The following is a 21,895-nucleotide window of genomic DNA, read 5'->3' on the forward strand; positions in this document are numbered from 1 at the left end:
TTACTGGCCACTCTGCGGCACAGTCGAAGAGTCTTTATTTATTAAAATTATATTTCCGCTTTTGCGAAAAGTGAATATGAACGAAAACCTAGATCCAACAGATCAAAATCTTTCACCCGAAGAATTTGACGTAGAAAAAAAATTAAGACCATTATCCTTCGACGATTTTACTGGTCAAGATCAAGTATTAGAAAATTTACAAATATTTGTTCAAGCAGCAAATGGTAGAGCAGAAGCTTTAGATCATACCCTTTTTCATGGACCTCCAGGATTAGGTAAAACTACTTTGGCAAATATACTAGCCAACGAATTACAAGTTGGTATTAAAGTAACCTCAGGACCAGTTTTAGATAAACCAGGAGACTTAGCAGGATTACTTACCAATCTAGAAGAACGAGATGTTTTATTTATAGATGAAATTCATCGTCTTAGCCCAATTGTAGAAGAATACCTGTATTCTGCAATGGAAGATTACAAAATAGATATTATGATCGAGTCTGGACCAAACGCAAGAACGGTTCAAATTAATCTAAACCCATTTACTCTAATTGGAGCAACTACACGATCCGGTTTATTAACTGCTCCAATGCGAGCACGTTTTGGTATTCAAAGTAGACTACAATATTATAAAACAGATTTACTAACGACTATTGTACAACGTAGTGCAGAAATTTTAAATGTGCCTATATCTATGGAAGCAGCTATCGAAATCGCAGGTAGAAGTAGAGGAACACCAAGAATTGCTAATGCATTATTACGTAGAGTTAGAGATTTTGCACAAATAAAAGGAAATGGTAGTATAGACATAAAAATTGCACGATATGCCTTAGAAGCGCTACATGTAGATGCACATGGATTAGACGAAATGGATAATAAAATTTTAACCACTTTAATCGATAAGTTTAAAGGAGGGCCTGTAGGTATTACCACTTTAGCAACAGCAGTTAGTGAAAATTCAGAAACCATAGAAGAGGTTTATGAACCTTTTCTTATTCAGCAAGGTTTCATTATACGTACACCAAGAGGTCGTGAAGTTACCGAACTTGCATACAAACACCTTGGTAAGGTAAAAGGACCAATACAAGGAGGATTGTTTTAGGGCATTTCCTTACAGGTCACGCTTTCGCAAGTCGCTCTCTGCGAGGAGCTCCAACAATTGCTCAATCGTTAATGCAAATAATGAACACAAAACAAAAGTATAGTAGCAGTATTAAATCCGAAGCCAAACGCCTCGGTTTTTTGTCTTGTGGTATTAGTAAAGCAGCATTTCTAGAAGAAGAAGCACCACGATTAGAAAAGTGGCTTAAAAATAATAGTCACGGTGAAATGCGTTATATGGAAAACCATTTCGATAAACGTCTGGATCCCACCAAACTCGTAGCGGATTCTAAATCTGTAATTTCTTTACTCCTAAATTATTACCCGAGTAAAGAACAAACAGCGAATAGCTATAAACTATCCAAATATGCCTATGGAAATGATTATCATCATGTCATTAAATCCAAATTAAAAGAACTCTCCCATTTCATCCAAGATCAAATAGGCGAGGTTCATGGTCGCGCATTTGTTGATTCTGCTCCTGTTTTAGATAAAGCATGGGCAGCTAAATCGGGTTTAGGTTGGATTGGTAAACACAGTAATTTACTAACGCAACAAGTTGGGTCGTTCTATTTTATAGCAGAATTAATTATAGATTTAGATTTAGAATACGATGCGCCAGTAACAGATCACTGTGGTACCTGTACCGCATGTGTTGATGCTTGTCCAACACAAGCCATAACAGAGCCATACGTGGTTGATGGCAGTAAGTGTATTTCCTATTTTACCATCGAGTTAAAAGAAAATATTCCAACCGAATTTAAAGACAAATTAGACGATTGGATGTTTGGTTGCGATGTTTGCCAAGACGTTTGTCCTTGGAACAAGTTCTCTAAAGCCCATAATGAGCCCCTTTTCAATCCGCACCCAGAACTGTTATCGATGACCAAAAAGGATTGGGAAGAAATTACAGAAGATGTATTTCAAAAAGTGTTTCAAAAATCTGCAGTAAAGCGTACCAAATTCTCTGGGTTAACACGCAATATCCATTTTCTTAAAGAGTAAAATCAACTTATTGTCTGGTAATTAGTGTTTTACAGTAAAATTATTTTGTTATATATAGAAAATATTCTATATTTAGTTGTTATTAATTATAAAAAGTAGAATACGAAACAGAAAGGAAATAATTAAAAAAGAGAAAGCCTCTACTAGGTAAAGGCTCTCATAGGTTCGCTAAAACCAAAATAAACAGTGTTTATCTTTTATAAAGATACAAAAAAATTAAATAAGATAGAAGCAAGTTTGTTTTGAAGAGTGTAAAGCTTACACACTTTAAAAAGCCGGGTATACCGAAAAACGTATAGAGTAGGTGATCTTATTTAAATCTTATTAAAATGAAAAACTTAAAAAATGTTGTTTCCGTAATCAGCTTAACTTTAATACTATTGATTTCGTTTAGTGTTAAAGCTCAAGAAAATGAATATTCAAAAGAGCAAATTGAAGATGTGAAAACTAAACTTCGTCAAGGGATGAACACCTTTGTTGAAAAGGTAAAGCCTTTTTATAAAAAAGGGATGTCTTATACTGATTTTAAAAATGTTTTAATTGGTGAAAACAATAAAAACATTAGTAAACAAGGAGATGAATTATTAAGTAAGTCCTATTTGTATTTATCCAAAAACGTGGATTCTAAGCAAATACTAAACAGTGATTCTGGTGAAGAATTTGCTAAAGCATATCTTTTTGTAAACGATTATAATAAAACCAGTAAAAGACAAAATGGAGACTTAGTTTTATTTGGAAATCCAACTGGTGACACCTATCCAGATTTTAACTCTACTAAAACAGCAGCACCATGTAAATGGTATCAATTAAGTTGTTGGATGGTGCAAATATTTGGCGATTATGCTGAAGATATAATATTCTTGTTGTTGAATTTTTTATTTCCATAATATTAACAACCATATAAATGCTAAAACATTTATATGGTTATAATTTTTTTAAATATGAAAAATACTATTCTTTTATTATTAATTAGCATCCTATTTTTAAGTTGTATGAAGTCATTGTATAATTATAATTTAGAGAAAAAAGGAATTTTCAATGATGAAATTCAATTAAAGAAAATCAAAAAAAAAGATAAGCATATCGTTTTTTTTCCAATAGCCCATTTGGGAACCAAATTGTTTTACAATGATGTAAAGAGTAAAGTAGATTCTTTGAACGAAGATGGCTATTATTTTTATTTCGAAAGAGTAAAATTAGATGTTGCAGATTCTTTGTTATATAGAAAATTTAGAAAAGTAGTAGGAATGCCATATTTGAAAAATGGTTATATAGAGATTATTGATTCAACTTTACAATTGAAACTTAAAAAAGAATTAATTAGCCAACCCTCGTATGATTTATTAGGTTTAGACTCTATAAACTCTAAAAATGTAGATGTTTCTTTAGATGCCATGATCAATTATTTTGAAGAAAATCATACTGAAATTATTTTAGAATCATGTGATTTTGAAACTTCTATTTTTGAAAAATCAACCTGTGATAATCAAAAACGAAGTGATGTCTTTAGGGAAGAAGTAATTGTCAATTATCGAAATAATTATGTTGTAAAAGAAGTAGAACAAAGTAGTCTTAAAAAAATAGCAATCATTTATGGTGCAGCTCATATTCCAGGAATAAAAAAGCAACTAATATCTATAGGATATAAATAAAAAACATTTAAAATGATAAAACATGAAAAAGCTAAAATATTAATTATTATTGGTGGATTAACATCTAACCTGAATACTCAAACAAATTCTACAAGTGATAATGAAGAATTGCAAAAAAAATATGCAGAAACTTTATTACCCATGATATAAAGTGCAAAAACTTATCTATAAATCTTTCAAAATAATTATTAAATTTTCTGAAACTCAAGTTTAATAAAAACTTGAGTTTCAGAATTCAAATTAAATCTTATGACAAATAAAGAAAATTTCACTTTAATAAGTAAATCTGCAGGTCTCACTATTATAATCCTTTTAACAGTAAACTGTATTAGCTTATTGGTTGCTTTTATTCAAATGGAGAAGCGAAATGAATTTAATTTAAAGTTTAATGATGGTATGTTTTGGTTAAATGGAGAAATTGTTGGTGTGAATTTTATAGAGTTAAAATATTGGTTGTTTTACTTGTTATTATTTGTGATTTCCTTTCTATACTTAAAGAGAAAAACCAGTGTCGAATAAGGATCAATTAAAACAGTTCGCACAGCGTATTCAAGAAGAAATAAGAGAATTGGCTAGATGTGCTCTTGGTGTAAATTCTTTAGACCACATAAAGAGCTGCTTTTTAAACCACATCCAGAACTATTAACAAGGATCAAAGGGTTTGGGAAGAAATCACACTGGAAATGTTGATTAAAAGTGCTTCTGGAATTGGTAGTAAGGTGTACCAAGTTTTCTGGCTTGCAACCTAATTTCGGTTTTGTTAAAGATTAAAACAGTCTTATTATTTGATAATTAGTGTTTTACAGTGAAATTATTTTGTTTTATGTAGAAAATATTCTATATTTAGTTATTATTATTAATCTTAAAAGTGGAATACGAAACAGAAAGGAAATAACTAAAAAAAAGAGAAAGACTCTACTAGGTAAAGGCTCTCATAGGTTCGCTAAAACCAAAATAAACAGTGTTTATCTTTTATATATACAAAAAATTTAAATAAGATAGAAGCAAGTTTGTTTTGAAGAGTGTAAAGCTTACACACTTTAAAAAGCCGGGTATACCGCAAAACGTATAGAGTAGGTGATCTTATTTAAATCTTATTAAAATGAAAAACTTAAAAAATGTAGTATCAGTTATTACTTTAGTTTTTATGATATTGATTTCTTTTAGTTCTAAAGCACAAGAAAGTTTTAAGACAAATGATAAAATTCCAACTTCCGTAAAATTAGTTGGAAAGTTTCATGCAGTTATTACGTATTTAGAAACAAAAGAATTCTATAAAAACGGCATGACTAAAGATGAGTTTGTTAAATCAACAACATCTTGTGTAGATGATAAAGAATTAATAAATATTTTTAAACCTTGCATGGAAGAAATTTATGTGTTTCACACAAAGAAATTAAGTCCAGATCAAGTTTACGATTATATAGATGGGAATAGCTTTGCAAAAACTGCTATTGCCTTAAAAAAATATGAAATCAAGTATGATAGAGAGGCTTCTAGGATAAAGAAACCAAAATGGTTTAACTGGTTAAGAAAGTTTATTGATTGGTTAGATGATACTTGGGTGTAAGCTTTTTGAAGAGGTTGATTAATTGATCAACCTCTTATTTAGTATTAACTTAAATTACAAAAAATGAGGAACCTTTATATTATTGGAATTATATGCTTGTTTTGTAGCTGTAGCTTTATCAAGCTTAATAAGTTAGTTAATAATCAGGATATTAAATTTAGCAATCAATTAATCCCTTTTGAAATATCAAATAATAGGATCTCTCTAAAAGATAGTGTTAATTTCTTTTTAGATATCGGAGCCCCAAATATTATTTATAGCGAAAAATTAAAAAGTTTAAATATCAAAGACTCGATAAAAATTGGTGAATTAGTTAATTCAAATGGAAAACGAATTGAGAATAAATCAATAGTTATTGAATTAATTAAAAATAATTTTTTTGAAGTAAATAATGCAGTATTTCGAGTTTTACCAAATAATACTATTTGTAATGATAATTTAGGACTAATTGGGTGTGAGTTATTCTATAATGAAGTTATAGGTTTAGATTTTAAAAATAATATTATTCAAAAGTTACCTGTATCATTTATAAAAAATAATAAAGACTATAAAGAACTTAAAGTTTTAGACTTTGATGGTTATTATTTTATTATTTCTTTAAGTGTTAATGGTCAATATTTGAATGTTAAGCTAGATACAGGAAACCCATATTCACTTTTACTAACAAAAGAGGATTTTAATAAGATTAAAACAGAAACTTATTCTTCTTACTTTATGAATAGAGGTAAACTAGACACTGTTTTCAATTCTAGATTTAAATCAATGGAGAATGATTTTATAGTTAAATCAAATAATTATATTAAAAGAAATTTAATGGGGGTACAATTTTTGAAAAATTATAATTGGGTTTTAGACTATACAGAAGGTAAAGTTTATTATAAAAAAAATAAAAATAATAAAATTACTGAGAATACGAATAGATCAATAATCCAAGATGATAAATTGATTTTTTATCAATCAAATAATCAATCAGAAATTTATAAATTAGGTAATGTTATTAATTCAGTAGATAACATAATTGTAACAGAAAAGAATATTTGTTATTTAAACGATTTATTAAATAACAAGATTAATTGGTCAACTTTAAATATAGAATTTTTAAAGTAGCTAGGAGAAAAACACTATATATCAATATTATTTTTTCATAAAACATGAATAAAATGCGAAACCCGAAAAGCAATAAAAGAGTAGGGAATTAAAAACTTAAATTATGAAAAATTTACACTTTATATACATAATTGTTATGGTATCATTTACCATAAATATATCAGCACAAACAAAATCTACAAATGACATTAAAGGTATGCAAAAAGAATTAGCAGAAACTTTAAACTCTATGCTAGAATTAGCAAAACCATATTACAAGGAAGGAGATAGCTATATCGTTTTTAAGAAGGAATTATATGGTACGTCTAAAATAACTCCAATTTCAAAAGAAGGAGAAGCAATAATAAAAAAAGTGTTTTACTATTTATCCAATAATACATCAATGAATATTGTATTAGAAGATTCAGGGAAAGTGATTTATGACGCAATAAATTATATGAATAATTCAGGACAATTAAAAAAGGATATAAGTAAAGAACAAAGTTTGTTTGGTATTATAATAATTGAGGATAATTTAGATAACTATAATAACAATAAAATGTTTAATGGTTGTTGTTTTTTTTGTTTTAGATGTCATGTTCTTTGGGCTTTAAATGGTTTTGAATATTAATTTATTAACTATCTGCTTCTATTTTTTAATAGGTAGTTAATTTTCATGTAAAATATCTATGAAAAAAATTATTCACATAGCGCTACTATGCCTAACCACTATTGCCTTTTCTCAAGTGAAAAATATTTCCGAGAAAACAACAATTAATACAGAATTATCGTTTGGGAGATTAGGATTAGATTGTAGTGGTAGAGGTGCTTGTGGTTTTAATACAAGTACTACTAAAGCACAAGCAAACACACAAGTAACCTATAATAAAGAGAATACCATAACCTTAATTATAGATAGATCTAAAATTACAAAAGAGGAAGAATATAAAATAGTCGGGCAATACCTTACTACAACCTCTAAAGTAAATGAATTAACCTTTATTATGGAAGAGGATTTAACGCTAGAAGCAGAAACCAAAATAGGTTTGAAAACAGCAAAACCTCTAACCAAAATAGCAAAGGGGAATTATCCAATAATAATAACAAAAGACACATTTACTATAAGGCTAAAATTAGAATAGTATGGTACAGTTTATAAAACATTTTATAGCAATAATACTCTTGTTGTTTATATCCTATTCTGGTTTTGCACATGTAAAACCAGAAAACAATATAGCTATTGTTTTAAACGAATTAGAACAAGAAACGAAGGCTGTTACTTCACGTTATGATTTTAAAAATATTGGTTTACAGAAAAGACTTGTCGTTTTAAATAAAAAACTTGCAAAAACAAATAATGCAAACCAGCAAGTCGCTCTTTTAATACAAAAAGATCAACTAAAAGAACAGTTGAATTTAAATGCTTTATCGGAAGCTAGTGATATAAGTAAAATACGCTATTTAAAAGGCTTACAGATTATTAAAATCTTATATGAAAAAACCTTGAGTTTAGATCATCATTTTTCTAGTGTAGCAACTTTTAACGAGATTAATAATTTAAGTAACCCTAATCATTATCCAGAGTTTGCTAAAATGAAAGATGTCATTAGTAGTAAACAAGATAAAAAAGAAGGTTTTAATCTATCAAATATTTTAGGAGATAATATATATACTTCTGTGGTACATTCAATCGTATCCCTATTTACAAATACTAGTTCTAGTAAAGCGGAAAAAGAAGCTAATTTAGAAGATGTAGAATGCATTTTAGATTTTACTTTACGCATGCATAATGATTTAAATACCATTTATTTTGAAACTGCCTTTTTGCAAAAAAGTAATGATAATATTATTAAGGAGTTAGAACAACTGTTTGTAGATTTTACAAAACCGATTCAATATAAAACACCACTAAAAGAATGTAGAAATGCAGATGATTGGGATGCTGTAAGAGGAAGTCTCAATGGGTTTTTAGAAGAATTAAACAAAGTCATTAATGACGAAACACAACGTTATAAAGCACATAAAATGCAGATAAATCTAGAATTTCCTATTGATAGGCTTTTGCAATTTATAACGCAATATAATTCACATATAAACCAAGGAGCAAAGTTTTATGAGAAATTTGGTATTATGCTAAACAGCTATGAAAACGAACAACAATGTGCAAGCAAAATACCTACAGAATATAAAACCTTAAAAGAAAATATAAAAACCAGTATTGAAAAGTTTAATACTGCCTACAAACCCGTTGAAATTAATGGAAGTAAAATGAAGCAAGTCCTTTACGGAATTAATGAATACGATTAGTTTTTTTCTTTTATTAGGAAGATTATTTAATCAAGTTTCAGGTAATTAAACTACAGCATCATTAAGTGATAGGTTTCATCCAGGAATCATTTTAAAATAAATTTATTTAATTTTGAAAGGTTCGAAGAATTATTTCGACTACGTTTTATTAATTAATAAAAAAGAATATAAAAAATGAAAATACCTTTTAACCTTCTAGGTTTATTTTTAGTATTAAATCTTGTAGCATGTAAAGAAACTACAAAAAAGGAAGCGGCTACTAGCGTGGAAGTGAAAACGTCTGAAACACAATATCATATTCCAGATTCTTGGATTAAAGAAAGAGTAGGGAAAGCGAATAAAAGATTGAATACTACAGAAGCAGGTAAAGTCCTGTGGAATGCTATGGAAGCTCACGGAGGTTTAAACACATGGTATTCTAATGGTTATTTATCTATGCGTTTTAATTATTTGCCAGTAAATGGTAAAGGTATTAGAGACTCTTATCAAACTATTGATACTTGGAGTAATAAAGCAAGACACAATAGTGTTACAGATACAACATCTACTTTTGGTTGGGATGGAAAAGAATCTTGGATAAAAGCAAAGGATAGTACATCGTTTAATTACGATACTAAATTTTGGGCTTTAACTCCATTGTATTTTTCTGGTCATCCATTTGTTTTGGATGGCGAAGGTGTTCGTCTTGAGTTATTACCAGAACAACAATTTCAAGAAGAAACACAAAAGGTTATAAAAGCAACTTATGATGCAGGTGTAGGTTCTGCTCCAGACGATTATTATATTCTTTATATAAATGCAAAAACCAACTTGGTAACAGCAATTAAATATATAGTTTCGTACCCTAAATACTTTCCAAATGGTGGGCATGCTCCAGAAAAAACGACAGTACTACAAGAAACAACAACCGTAGACGGTATTGTTTTTGCAACTGGCTTTAAAACCTATTGGTCTACTAAAGATACAGATGGATTAGGTGAATATATTACAAAAATTGAAGTAAGTGATCTTAGCTTTTCTCCAACGGTAGAGGAGAATTTCTTTTCTAAACCAGAAGGAGCAAAGGTGTTAATGGATTAGCTTTAAATGCTTTGAATTTAAGTAAAGTCTTAGAAATTATCTTTTGATTTCTAAGACTTTTTTATTCTTAAAAATATTAGTTCATTTAAAAAAATGTTGAAGCTTTTAATTCAAAATATAAAAGCCGAAAAAGAATATTCTGCCTAAAACAGTAGCGTTTTTTTATTACGCTATTTCTGGTTTTTTTCTATTCTATTTCATCATAAAAATTTACATTTGCAAGTCATCGTTAAATCATTTTTTATGAGTAAACAAAGCAAACGTAGAGAGGCATTAGTATATCATGCAAAGCCTACTCCAGGAAAGATAGAAGTAGTACCTACAAAAAAATATGCGACGCAAAGAGATTTATCTCTAGCATATTCACCAGGTGTTGCAGAGCCTTGTTTAGAAATTGAAAAAGACAAAGAAAACGCTTATAAATACACTGCTAAAGGAAACTTAGTAGCTGTAATATCTAACGGAACTGCAGTTTTAGGTTTAGGTAATATAGGTCCAGAAGCCTCAAAACCAGTAATGGAAGGAAAAGGACTTCTGTTTAAAATTTTTGCTGGAATAGATGTTTTTGATATTGAAGTAGATACCGAAAACATAGAAGAGTTTATCGCTACTGTTAAAAATATAGCCCCAACTTTTGGAGGAATTAATTTAGAAGATATCAAGGCTCCTGAAGCTTTCGAAATAGAAAGACGATTAAAAGAAGAATTAGATATACCGGTCATGCATGACGATCAACATGGTACTGCAATTATTTCCGCAGCAGCATTGTTAAATGCATTAGAACTTTCCGAAAAGAAGATTGAAGAAGTTCAAATTGTGGTAAGTGGAGCAGGAGCAGCAGCGATTTCTTGTACCAGATTATACCAAGCATTTGGTGCAAAACGAGAAAACATTGTAATGCTAGATAGTAAAGGTGTAATTCGTGATGATAGAGATAATTTAACAACTCAAAAAGAGGAGTTTGCAACACATAGAAAAATAGACACACTGGATGAAGCAATGCAAGATGCTGATGTTTTTATTGGCTTATCTACTTCCGATATTGTATCTCCTGAAATGTTAAAAACCATGGCTAAAAATCCAATCGTTTTTGCAATGGCTAATCCAGATCCAGAAATAAGTTACCAATTAGCAATTGATACTAGAGACGATATTATTATGGCTACTGGTAGAAGTGACCATCCTAATCAAGTAAATAATGTACTTGGATTTCCATTTATTTTTAGAGGAGCTTTAGATGTTCGTGCTACAAAAATTAACGAAGCTATGAAAATGGCAGCAGTTAAAGCGTTGGCCGAATTAGCTAAAGAACCAGTTCCAGAGCAAGTAAACATTGCTTATGGTGAAACGAGATTAACTTTTAGTAAAGAATATATAATTCCGAAACCTTTTGATCCTCGTTTAATAGCAACAGTACCTCCTGCTGTTGCAAAAGCAGCAATGGAAAGCGGTGTTGCTAAAGAACCAATATTAGATTGGCAAAAATACGAAGACGAACTATTAGAGCGTTTAGGAAGTGATAATAAAATAGTTAGACTTTTACTCAACAGAGCAAAAACAAATCCTAAAAGTGTTGTGTTTGCAGAAGCAGACCAGTTGGATGTTTTAAAAGCAGCGCAAATTGTTTACGAAGAAGGTATTGCACACCCAATTCTTTTAGGAAGAAGAGATGAAATTGAAAGACTTAAAGAAGAAATCGAGTTCGAAGCAGATGTCCTAATTATTGATCCTAAGTCTGACGAAGAATTAGAACGTAAAAATAGATATGCAGAAGCATATTGGCAACAACGTAAACGTAGAGGTGTTACCATGTATTCTGCTCAAAAAATAATGCGTGAGCGTAATTATTTTGCAGCAATGATGGTAAATCAAGGAGATGCAGATGCCGTTATTTCTGGTTATTCTAGAAGTTATCCATCGGTTGTAAAACCAATGTTAGAACTTATTGGAATGGCACATGGAACCACTCGTCTTGCAACTACTAATTTAATGATGACTAAAAGAGGTCCGTTGTTTTTAAGTGATACAGCAATTAATATTGATCCAACAGCTAAAGATTTAGCTATAATTGCTCAAATGACAGCAAGAACAGTGAAAATGTTTGGTATGGATCCTGTAATGGCAATGACTAGTTATTCCAATTTTGGATCTTCAACTAATGAAAAAGCTTCAAAAGTAAGAGAAGCTGTTTCTATGTTGCATAAAGCTTATCCAGAGCTAATTGTAGATGGCGAACTACAAACCGATTTTGCTTTAGATAGCGAAAAAATAAAAGAGATTTTTCCATTTTCAAAATTAGCTGGTAAAAAAGTGAACACATTAATTTTTCCTAATCTGGATGCAGCAAATATAACCTACAAACTTCTTAAGGTACTTAACAAAGCAGATTCTATTGGTCCTATTATGATGGGAATGCGTAAACCTGTTCATATTTTGCAACTTGGTGCAAGCGTAGATGAAATTGTAAATATGACTGCGATTGCAGTTATTGATGCTCAAGAAAAAGAAAAATGGGAAATAAAACAAAGTAAAAAGTTAAGTAACAAGTAAGTATTTTATCGATTAAATTAACATTTTATTATGATTTAACATATCGCAATGGTATTGCATAATAATTTTATTACATTTGAAGGTTTAATGCGAATTTTTACATGATAACACATATACAAGGAAAATTAGTAGAAAAAAACCCAACAGATGTTGTTATAGACTGCAATGGTGTTGGTTATATGATTCATATTTCCTTACATACCTATTCTCAAATTCCAGATCAAGAAAACCTGAAACTGTATACACATCTTCAAGTTAAAGAAGATGCACATACCCTCTTTGGATTTTCTTCTTTAGCAGAAAGAGAAATGTTTAAATTATTAATATCAGTTAGTGGTATTGGTGCAAGTATAGCTCGTACCATGCTTTCTTCATTAACTCCAAAACAAGTTAGAGAAGGTATTGCTGTTGGTGATGTGGCTTTAATTCAGTCTATTAAAGGCATTGGAGCAAAAACAGCACAACGTGTTATATTAGATTTAAAAGATAAAGTTTTAAAGATTTATGATATTGATGAAGTTTCCGTATCTCAAAACAATACAAGTAAAGATGAAGCGTTATCTGCTTTAGAAGTTCTTGGTTTTAATAAAAAGCAGGCAGAACGTGTAGTAGACAAAGTGATAGCTGTACAGCCAGATGCTAACGTAGAAGTGATTATTAAGCAAGCTTTAAAAAATTTATAATAAGATTTGAATACAATTAACTATAAATCAACAAACGCTATTAAAAAGCAACTTTTTACAACTGTTGCAGTTTTATTATCTTTAGTAGCTTGGTCACAAGAGCCAACACCACAAGATTCTATAAGTACTGGTTATAGTCTTGGTAATTTACAAATGCCAAATCCTACTAGTATTGTTTCACAATATACCTACGACCCTGTTACCGATAGATATATTTATACAGAATCTGTAGGTACATTCAATATTAACTATCCAGTAATTTTAACACCAGAAGAATATCAAACTTTAGTAGCAAAAGAAAACCAAAGGAGTTACTATAAACAAAAAATTGACGCTTTTGATGGTAAAAAAGAAGGAAGTGAAGAAGAACAAAAAAACCTATTGCCAGAATTTTATGTAAACTCTGGACTTTTTGAAACTATTTTTGGAAGTAATACCATTGAGGTTGTACCACAAGGATCTGTTGAAATGGATTTAGGAGTGTTGTTTTCTAAACAAGATAATCCAGCATTTTCACCTAGAAATAGAAGCAATTTCACTTTCGATTTTGATCAACGTATTAGCCTAAGTCTATTAGGAAAGGTGGGAACACGTTTGCAAGTTACGGCAAACTATGATACAGAATCTACCTTCGATTTTCAAAACCTCGTTAAATTAGAATACACGCCAACCGAAGACGATATTATTCAAAAAATAGAAGTTGGTAACGTAAGTATGCCGCTTAATAGTTCTTTAATTACAGGAGCGCAAAGTCTGTTTGGTGTAAAAACCCAACTGCAATTTGGAAAAACTACCGTTACTGCAGTTTTTTCTGAACAGAAATCCGATACTAATACAGTGGTAGCACAAGGTGGAGGAACATTAGAAGAATTTGATTTTTTTGCTAGAGATTATGACGAAAATCGACACTTCTTTTTAGCGCATTACTTTAGAGAAAACTACGATAATGCATTAAATAACTACCCTTTTATTAATACACAAGTACAAATTACTAGGATAGAAGCTTGGATTACCAATAGAACCAATAGAACCGAAAATGTTAGGAATATTGTTGCACTTCAAGATTTAGGGGAAACCGCTAGAGTGGGATCTGCAGTTTCTGTAAGTGGAGGGCCAAATGCATATCCAGATAATGATAATAATGCATTCGATCCAACAAACATTGGAGGAGCAGGATCACAACTTAATGATTTAATTAGAGATATTGCCACTGTGCAATCTGGTATTTCTGTAGCAGGCGTTACAGAAGGTGCAGACTATGCAAAATTAGAAAACGCAAGAAAACTAACAGAAAGTCAAGAATATACTTTAAATACACAATTAGGATACATTTCTTTAAATCAACGTTTAAATAGTGACGAAGTCTTAGCAGTGGCCTTTCAGTTTACCGTTGCAGGTCAAGTTTATCAAGTTGGTGAGTTTGCTAATGACGGTGTAGATGCAACAGGAGTTACAACAGATGCTAATGGAGATGTGACCTCAGTAACCAATAATAACTTAGTATTAAAATTATTAAAAAGTCCAATTACATCAACTTCGCAACCTATTTGGGATTTAATGATGAAAAATATTTACGATACAGGAGCATACCAATTAAGTCAAGAAGATTTTAAATTAAATATTTTTTATAACGAAGGTTCTCCTGTAAATTTTATTACACCAGTTTCAGGAACAACATTTCCAACTTTTGATGCGAATACAACAAATACTGCAGATGACTCAGAAATTACAGAAACACCATTAATACGTTTATTTCATTTAGATAAATTAAACTACAATAATGATCCGCAAGTTGGAGGAGATGGTTTCTTCGATTATGTTTCTAGTATTACTATTCTTCCAGATAATGGTAAAATTGTATTTACTAAAGTAGAGCCATTTGGAGAATATCTGTTTGATGTTTTAGCTTTAGGCGGAGAAGATTATGATATGACAACTTCATATAATGATAATCAAGCAAAATATGTATACGATGTTTTGTATAAAGAGACAAAAACAGCTGCTCTAGAAGAAGTTGAAAAAAATAAATTCCAAATAAAAGGTAGCTACACATCTTCTGGTAGTGGAGGTATTTCTATTGGTGCATTTAATGTGCCAAGAGGTTCTGTAGTAGTTACAGCAGGAGGACGAGTACTTGTTGAAGGTATTGATTATACCGTAAATTATCAATTAGGTACCGTACAAATTTTAGACGAAGCTTTAGCTGCTTCTAATACACCAATCCAGGTCTCAACAGAAAACAACTCTATTTTTGGACAAACATCAAAACGATTCTTTGGGGTAAATGTGGAGCATAAGTTTAACGAAAATTTTATTCTTGGTGCAACATATATTAGTTTAAAGGAAAGACCTGTAACACAAAAGGCTAATTATAATAGCGAGCCAATAAATAATCAGATTTATGGACTAAATGTAAATTACTCTACAGAGGTTCCGTTTTTAACTAGGTTAGCAAATAAATTACCAAATATAGATACAGATGTACCATCAAACCTTTCGGTAAGAGGTGAGGTTGCAGTTTTAAAACCCGGTTCACCTAGCGGAACAGACTTTGATGGTGAAGCAACTTCCTATATAGATGATTTTGAAGGTTCGCAAAGTGCTATAGATTTAAAATCGGCTAGTTCTTGGTATTTATCAAGTAGACCAATTAGAGTCGATGATTCAGATACTTATGATGTGCAAAATATTACAAATGGGTACAATAGGGCTATGTTAAACTGGTATCATATCGATCCAATTTTCTACAGTAGCCAGCGTCCAGGAGGTATTAGTGATGATGATATGTCCGATTTATATACTTCAAGGGTATTTATTAATGAACTTTTTCCTCAACAAGATATTGCACAAGGGCAAACCACAGTTTTAACAACATTAGATTTAGCATATTACCCAGAAGAACGTGGTCCTTATAATTTTCAACCTGGAGCACATACAGGAGTTTTAGATTCTCCTGAAGATTCTTGGGCAGGGATTTCTCGTCAGCTTACTTCTACCGATTTTGAACAAGCAAATGTGGAATATATAGAGTTTTGGCTACAGGATCCTTTTCAAGAAAATGCTACGAATCCAGGAGGTAAATTAGTTTTTAATCTTGGAAATATTTCAGAAGATATTATTAAAGATGGTAGGAAACTATATGAGAATGGTTTGCCAGACGATGGTGATGTTAGTGTTTTTACTCGTACAGATTGGGGTAGTGTAGTACCGTTAAACCAATCTTTAATTTATGCATTTGATTCTACAGGAGATGACCGTACAAACCAAGATGTTGGTTATGATGGTTTTGATGATAGAGAAGAGAAAGAACTTTCAACATCATTAGATTATCAAAATTTGGAAGATCCTGCAAATGATAACTATGCTTATTTTTTAAATACAGATGGGGATGTATTTGAGCGTTATAAAAAATATAACAATGTAGAAGGTAACTCTCCAGATACATTTAGTGATACTAATAGGGGTAGTACAACACAACCAGATGTTGAAGATATTAATAGAGATAACACAATGAATACCATTGATAGTTACTTTGAATATGAATTAGATATTACACCTTCAACCTTGAACCTTAACAATGCTTATATAGTAGATATTAAAAATACAGAATCAAGACAGTTGCCTAATGGGCAATCTGCAGTTCCTGTTTGGTATCAATTTAGAGTTCCAGTTACCGATTTTACAAATGATGTTGGGGGTATCGCAGACTTACGTTCTATACGCTTTGCACGTATGTATGTTAAAGACTTTACAGAAGCAACTGTATTTAGATTTGGTTCTTTAGATTTAGTACGAAGTGAATGGAGGAGGTATACGCAAACTCTAGATGAAGACCTTGGGGATCCAGATAATGATAATACAGATTTTAGTATTGGGGTAATTAGTACATTAGAAAACGACGGAGATTACGATTCTCCTCCTGGGGTAGAAGCAGAAGAGTTGTATAATAACAATACGGTAATAAGACAAAATGAACAATCCTTAGTGGTTAATGTTTGCGACTTAGAGTCTCATGATGCTAGAGCAGTTTACAAAAATATAAATGTAGATATGAGGCAGTATGAGCGTTTAAAAATGTTTATGCACGCAGAAGTAGGTGAAGATAGGTCTACTTTGTCTGATGGTGATTTAGTAGGTTTTATAAGAATGGGTAATGACCTTTCTCAAAACTACTATCAAATAGAAGTGCCTTTAGAAGTCTCTACTGGAACTTCAAGATCCGATCTTTGGCCAGATAGTAACGAATTAGACATAGAATTGTCTATTTTACAACAGTTGAAAGCGAAAGCAATTGCAGATAATTTTAGTGCTACAGAAGCGACATTTTACGATGTTATTGATGGTGTTGTAAGCGAAAACTCTGTGGCAGAGTTTTCAACATATACAGTCGGTCAAGAGCGTGTTGCTATATTTGGTAACCCTAATTTTGGAGATATTAGAAGCTTAATGGTTGGTGTTAAAAATGCTACGGGTAGTAATAGGTGTGGTGAAGTTTGGTTTAATGAACTTCGTCTTGCGGAAATGGATAATGAAGGAGGTTGGGCAACAGTAGTAAGTGCAGATGCAAACATAGCAGATTTTGCCAATATTACAGCTACAGGAGCGTATAGCACCTCTGGTTTCGGTACAATAGAGCAAGGCCCACAAGAACGTAGCCTAGAAGATGTAATGCAGTATGATATAGTTACTAATGTAAATGTAGGCAAGTTATTACCAAAAGAATGGGGAGTACAAATACCGTTTAATTATGGGCAAGGAGAAGAAAGTATCACTCCAAAGTACGATCAATTATATGAAGATATAGAATTGCAAACAAGAATTGATGCCGCAGAAACTCAAGAAGAAAAAGATATCATTCTAGAACAATCAGAAACCTACACAAAAAGAAAAAGTATTAACTTTATTGGAGTACGAAAAAATAGAACTACAGATAAAAAACCGAAATTTTATGATGTAGAAAACCTTACATTAAATTACTCCTATAATAAAGAAGAATATCGTGATTTTGAAATAGAACGATCCCTAGACCAACAAGTAAGTACAGGAGCAAATTATGCATATAATTTTGCCCCAATTTCGATAGAGCCTTTTAAAAAGAATGACTCGCTATTCACTGGTAAGTATTGGAAATTATTGAAAGATTTTAACTTTAACCCTTTGCCTTCTAGTTTCACCGTTAATTCTAGTTTTAATAGACAATTTAATAAACAAAAATTTAGAGATGTAGATTTAACTGGAGATAATATTGGTTTAGAAGAATTATTCAAAAGAAACTATACTTACGATTTTCAGTATACAATAAACTATAATTTAACAAAATCATTAAGTTTAAACTATACTTCTTCTAGTAATAAAATTGTTAGAAACTATTATATAGATGATGATTTAAATGGAAGACAAGATTCTGAATTAACCGTTTGGGATGGTTTCTTCGACTTTGGAGATCCTAACAGACAATACCAACAATTGGGAATAAACTATCAATTGCCATTAAACAAAATACCAACCTTAAGCTTTATTGATGCTACCTATTCATATAGTGGCGAATTTCAATGGCAAAAAGGATCTGATTTATTTGGAGACCTAGAACTAGATGGTGTTACTTACGATTTAGGAAACTCTATATCTAACGCTAATCAACATAATATTAATGCATCTTTAGATATGAATAAGTTGTATAAATATATTGGTATATCTAAAAAAAGATCTAGACAAAACAGTAAAATAAGTAGAACTAGTAGAGCAACACCTCCTAGTGAAGATAATAAAACAAAAAAGCCTAAAACTGCTAAAAAAACAGGTAAACTAGCTAATTTCGGTATAGGCTTACTAACTAGTGTGAAACGTATTCAGTTAAATTATAACGAGTCTAATGGAACATACCTTCCAGGATATTTAGAAACACCAGGTTTTGCAGGAACTTTAAAACCTACCTTTGGTTATACCTTTGGAAGTCAAAACGATATTAGATACCTAGCAGCTAGAAATGGATGGTTAACACAATACCCAGAATTTAATCAACAATATACAGAAACACATGCAAAACAGTTTGACTATGCTGTTAATGTAGAGCCTTTTAATGATCTTAAAGTAGATATCGTTGGAAACAGAATATATTCTGAAAATTTAACCGAAAATTATAACGTAAATAGTGATCTAGAATATCAGTCCTTAACTCCAAATACTTACGGGAATTTCACGATTTCTACAGCTTTAATTAAAACGGCATTTAATAAAAGCGATGAAAATGAATCTAAAACCTTTGAAGATTTTAGAACCAACCGATTAGTAATTGCAAATCGATTAGCTAATAGATTTTATGGTGGTGCAACTTTTAATAGAGATGCCGATGGTTATCCAGAAGGATTTAGCAAAACGAGTCAATCTGTATTGCTACCTGCATTTTTATCTGCTTACCATGGGCAAGATGCAAGTAAAACGAAAACTAGCGCATTGCGAAACATTCCAATTCCAAACTGGGATTTAAAATATACTGGTTTTATGAAGATGAATTGGTTTAAAAAACGATTTAAACGTTTCTCTTTATCTCATGGTTACCGTTCTGCGTATACGATTAATCAATTTAGAACAAATTTAGATTATAGCGCTCCAGACTCAACCGTAGACTATGCTAGTCAACCGACTGAAGCATTAGATCAAAACGGAGACTTTAAAAACGAAAAATTATACAGTAATATTAACTTAACAGAAATGTTTAGCCCACTGTTTCGTATCGATTTCGAATCTAAAAGCGCAATAAAAGTACTTTTAGAAATGAAAAAAGATAGAATGCTATCTTTAAGTTTCGATAATAATTTAATGACAGAAATACAAGGTCAAGAGTACATAGTAGGTTTAGGGTACAGAATTAAAGATGTACGAATGAAATCTAAACTTGCAGGGCCTAACAAAACCATCATTAGTGATATAAACCTTAAGGCAGATGTTTCCTTTAGAGATAATAAAACCATCATCCGATATTTAGACCTTGAAAATAACCAAATCACTTCAGGGCAATCTTTGTGGAGCGGTAAATTTACTGCAGATTATGCCTTTAGTAAAAATCTAACCGGAATTTTCTATTTTGATTATACTTTTTCAGAGTATGCGATATCTACAGCGTTCCCACAAACAACAATTAGATCTGGTATAACTTTAAGATATAATTTTGGTAATTAAAAGTTTAAAATTAAAAGACAATTAAATACATTTGTCAATAACAATAATTTAATAAATAAAATGAACATTCCATCAGAATTAAAATATACAAAAGATCACGAGTGGATTAAGTTAGAAGGCGATGAAGCTACTATAGGTATTACAGATTTTGCACAAAGCGAATTAGGAGATATTGTATACGTTGAAGTAGAAACTGTAGACGAAACACTAGAGGCAGAAGAAATCTTTGGTACAGTAGAAGCTGTAAAAACAGTTTCTGATTTGTTTTTACCTTTATCTGGAGAAATCACAACATTTAATGAAGCTCTTGAAGATGAGCCAGAAAAAGTGAATTCAGACCCTTATGGAGATGGATGGATGATAAAAATGAAATGTTCCGATCTTTCTCAAGTAGAAAATTTAATGTCAGCCGAAGACTATAAATCACTTATAGGTGCTTAAAAAATTTACATTTGGTATTACGATATGTTATACTGTTGTTTTAACAATAGCAAGTCTTATTCATATTTCAGGTATACCAAATATAAACTATTCTAATACCGATAAGATATTGCACTTTATCGCTTATAGTGCTTTATCTTGGTTTTGGTTTCAAACATTTCATATTAAATTTAATTGGCCCTTTAAGAAAGCATTAGTAGTTGCAGCAATTGTATCTGTAATTTTTGGTATACTTATTGAAGCATTACAAGGTATGTTAACCAATACACGAGTAGCAGATAATAATGATATATTAGCCAATACATTAGGAGTAGGTATAACCATTGTGTTTTTATTACTACTAAAAAAAACTAAAGTTAAAAAATAATAAACCCTTGCTTATTTGCCAAATAAATGGTTATTTTAGCAACAAGTAAAAACATATAATCATGGAACTTAAGAAAAATCCTAAAGCAAACGTTGGTAGAAATAGTGGCCTATACTTTTTAGTAGGTCTGGCATTAATGTTATTTTTAACGAATTTTGCAATTAATTATAAAACATACGATAAGTCTATTATAGATATTGGACAATTAAATCTAGATGAAGAGTTAGAGGAAGAAGTGCCAATTACAGAGCAATTACAAACACCTCCACCTCCACCACCACCTCCAGCAGCACCAGAAGTAATTGAAGTTGTTGAAGATGAAGTTGAAGTTGAAGAAACAGTAATTGAATCTACAGAAACTAGTCAAGAAGAAGAAATTGTTGAGGTAGAAGAAGTAGAAGAAATTGAAGAGGTAGAAGAAGATATCGAAGTGCCTTTTGCAGTTATTGAAAACGTTCCTGTATTTCCAGGTTGTGAAAAAGAATCAAACAACAATGCAAGAAAAAAATGTATGTCTACTAAAATTAGCAAGTTTGTAAACAAAAAGTTTAACACAGACTTAGCTCAAGATTTAGGATTAAACGCAGGGAAGCACAGAATAAGCATTCAGTTTAAAGTAGATAAAAACGGAAACGTAGTAGGTGTAAGAGCAAGAGCTCCACACCCAAAGTTAGAACAAGAAGCTGTAAAAGTAGTAAGCCAATTGCCTAAAATGAAACCAGGTATGCAACGTGGTAAATCGGTAACAGTACCTTACGGATTTCCAATTTCTTTTCAAGTGCAAGACTAATACCATACGTTTTTCCACATAAATTAAAATCCCGTTACATTATTTGTAACGGGATTTCTTTTTTGGTATACTTATTGTGATTTTATC

Annotated in this window: 18 protein-coding genes; all 18 read left to right on the forward strand. The window is 31.0% G+C overall.

The window, feature by feature from the left end; translation table 11 throughout:
- Nucleotides 1–76: 76 nt before the first annotated feature.
- The 18 genes from ruvB to ACVC3Y_RS08605 all read left to right on the forward strand — a co-directional run bounded on the left by ruvB (nt 77) and on the right by ACVC3Y_RS08605 (nt 21,808).
- Nucleotides 77–1,099: a Holliday junction branch migration DNA helicase RuvB gene (gene ruvB, locus ACVC3Y_RS08520; RefSeq protein ID WP_303422613.1), complete on the forward strand. Its 1,023-nt coding sequence runs from the start codon at nt 77–79 to the stop codon at nt 1,097–1,099.
- A gap of 80 nt (nt 1,100–1,179) precedes the next feature.
- Nucleotides 1,180–2,103 (forward strand): tRNA epoxyqueuosine(34) reductase QueG, encoded by a 924-nt coding sequence (gene queG / locus ACVC3Y_RS08525; protein ID WP_452226639.1) that lies wholly within the window; start codon nt 1,180–1,182, stop codon nt 2,101–2,103.
- Nucleotides 2,104–2,432: 329 nt separating this feature from the next.
- The gene (locus ACVC3Y_RS08530) at nt 2,433–2,990 is read left to right on the forward strand and encodes a hypothetical protein (protein WP_452226640.1); all 558 of its coding nucleotides are present in this window, start codon (nt 2,433–2,435) and stop codon (nt 2,988–2,990) included.
- Nucleotides 2,991–3,044: 54 nt separating this feature from the next.
- Nucleotides 3,045–3,755, forward strand: a complete 711-nt coding sequence (locus ACVC3Y_RS08535; protein WP_452226641.1) for a hypothetical protein — start codon at nt 3,045–3,047, stop codon at nt 3,753–3,755.
- A gap of 12 nt (nt 3,756–3,767) precedes the next feature.
- Entirely contained in the window at nt 3,768–3,905 is a 138-nt protein-coding gene (locus tag ACVC3Y_RS08540) for a hypothetical protein (RefSeq protein WP_452226642.1), read from the forward strand.
- Between the two features lie 99 nt (nt 3,906–4,004).
- A complete protein-coding gene (locus tag ACVC3Y_RS08545) occupies nt 4,005–4,274 on the forward strand; it encodes a hypothetical protein (RefSeq protein WP_452226643.1) in 270 nt (89 codons plus the stop codon).
- Nucleotides 4,275–4,857: 583 nt separating this feature from the next.
- A complete protein-coding gene (locus tag ACVC3Y_RS08550) occupies nt 4,858–5,325 on the forward strand; it encodes a hypothetical protein (protein ID WP_452226644.1) in 468 nt (155 codons plus the stop codon).
- A gap of 63 nt (nt 5,326–5,388) precedes the next feature.
- Nucleotides 5,389–6,432 (forward strand): pepsin/retropepsin-like aspartic protease family protein, encoded by a 1,044-nt coding sequence (locus ACVC3Y_RS08555; RefSeq protein ID WP_303422574.1) that lies wholly within the window; start codon nt 5,389–5,391, stop codon nt 6,430–6,432.
- Nucleotides 6,433–6,535: 103 nt separating this feature from the next.
- On the forward strand, nt 6,536–7,042 hold the full coding sequence (locus ACVC3Y_RS08560; protein WP_303422571.1) for a hypothetical protein: 507 nt from the start codon (nt 6,536–6,538) through the stop codon (nt 7,040–7,042).
- Between the two features lie 58 nt (nt 7,043–7,100).
- On the forward strand, nt 7,101–7,553 hold the full coding sequence (locus ACVC3Y_RS08565; RefSeq protein ID WP_303422565.1) for a hypothetical protein: 453 nt from the start codon (nt 7,101–7,103) through the stop codon (nt 7,551–7,553).
- A 1-nt stretch (nt 7,554) separates the two neighbouring features.
- Entirely contained in the window at nt 7,555–8,718 is a 1,164-nt protein-coding gene (locus tag ACVC3Y_RS08570) for a hypothetical protein (RefSeq protein ID WP_303422562.1), read from the forward strand.
- 174 nt (nt 8,719–8,892) lie between these two features.
- Nucleotides 8,893–9,798: a hypothetical protein gene (locus ACVC3Y_RS08575; RefSeq protein WP_452226645.1), complete on the forward strand. Its 906-nt coding sequence runs from the start codon at nt 8,893–8,895 to the stop codon at nt 9,796–9,798.
- A 243-nt stretch (nt 9,799–10,041) separates the two neighbouring features.
- Nucleotides 10,042–12,348, forward strand: a complete 2,307-nt coding sequence (locus tag ACVC3Y_RS08580) for an NADP-dependent malic enzyme (RefSeq protein WP_452226646.1) — start codon at nt 10,042–10,044, stop codon at nt 12,346–12,348.
- Between the two features lie 101 nt (nt 12,349–12,449).
- Nucleotides 12,450–13,031 (forward strand): Holliday junction branch migration protein RuvA, encoded by a 582-nt coding sequence (gene ruvA, locus ACVC3Y_RS08585; RefSeq protein WP_303422554.1) that lies wholly within the window; start codon nt 12,450–12,452, stop codon nt 13,029–13,031.
- Nucleotides 13,032–13,037: 6 nt separating this feature from the next.
- A complete protein-coding gene (gene sov / locus ACVC3Y_RS08590; protein WP_452226647.1) occupies nt 13,038–20,210 on the forward strand; it encodes a T9SS outer membrane translocon Sov/SprA in 7,173 nt (2,390 codons plus the stop codon).
- A gap of 60 nt (nt 20,211–20,270) precedes the next feature.
- Entirely contained in the window at nt 20,271–20,651 is a 381-nt protein-coding gene (gene gcvH, locus ACVC3Y_RS08595) for a glycine cleavage system protein GcvH (RefSeq protein ID WP_303422549.1), read from the forward strand.
- Entirely contained in the window at nt 20,644–21,018 is a 375-nt protein-coding gene (locus ACVC3Y_RS08600) for a VanZ family protein (protein WP_452226648.1), read from the forward strand. Before gcvH ends, ACVC3Y_RS08600 begins: the two co-directional genes overlap by 8 nt.
- A 61-nt stretch (nt 21,019–21,079) precedes the next feature.
- The gene (locus tag ACVC3Y_RS08605) at nt 21,080–21,808 is read left to right on the forward strand and encodes an energy transducer TonB (protein WP_452226649.1); all 729 of its coding nucleotides are present in this window, start codon (nt 21,080–21,082) and stop codon (nt 21,806–21,808) included.
- The last annotated feature ends 87 nt before the right edge of the window (nt 21,809–21,895 follow it).

This window comes from Lacinutrix cladophorae, from assembly GCF_053604645.1.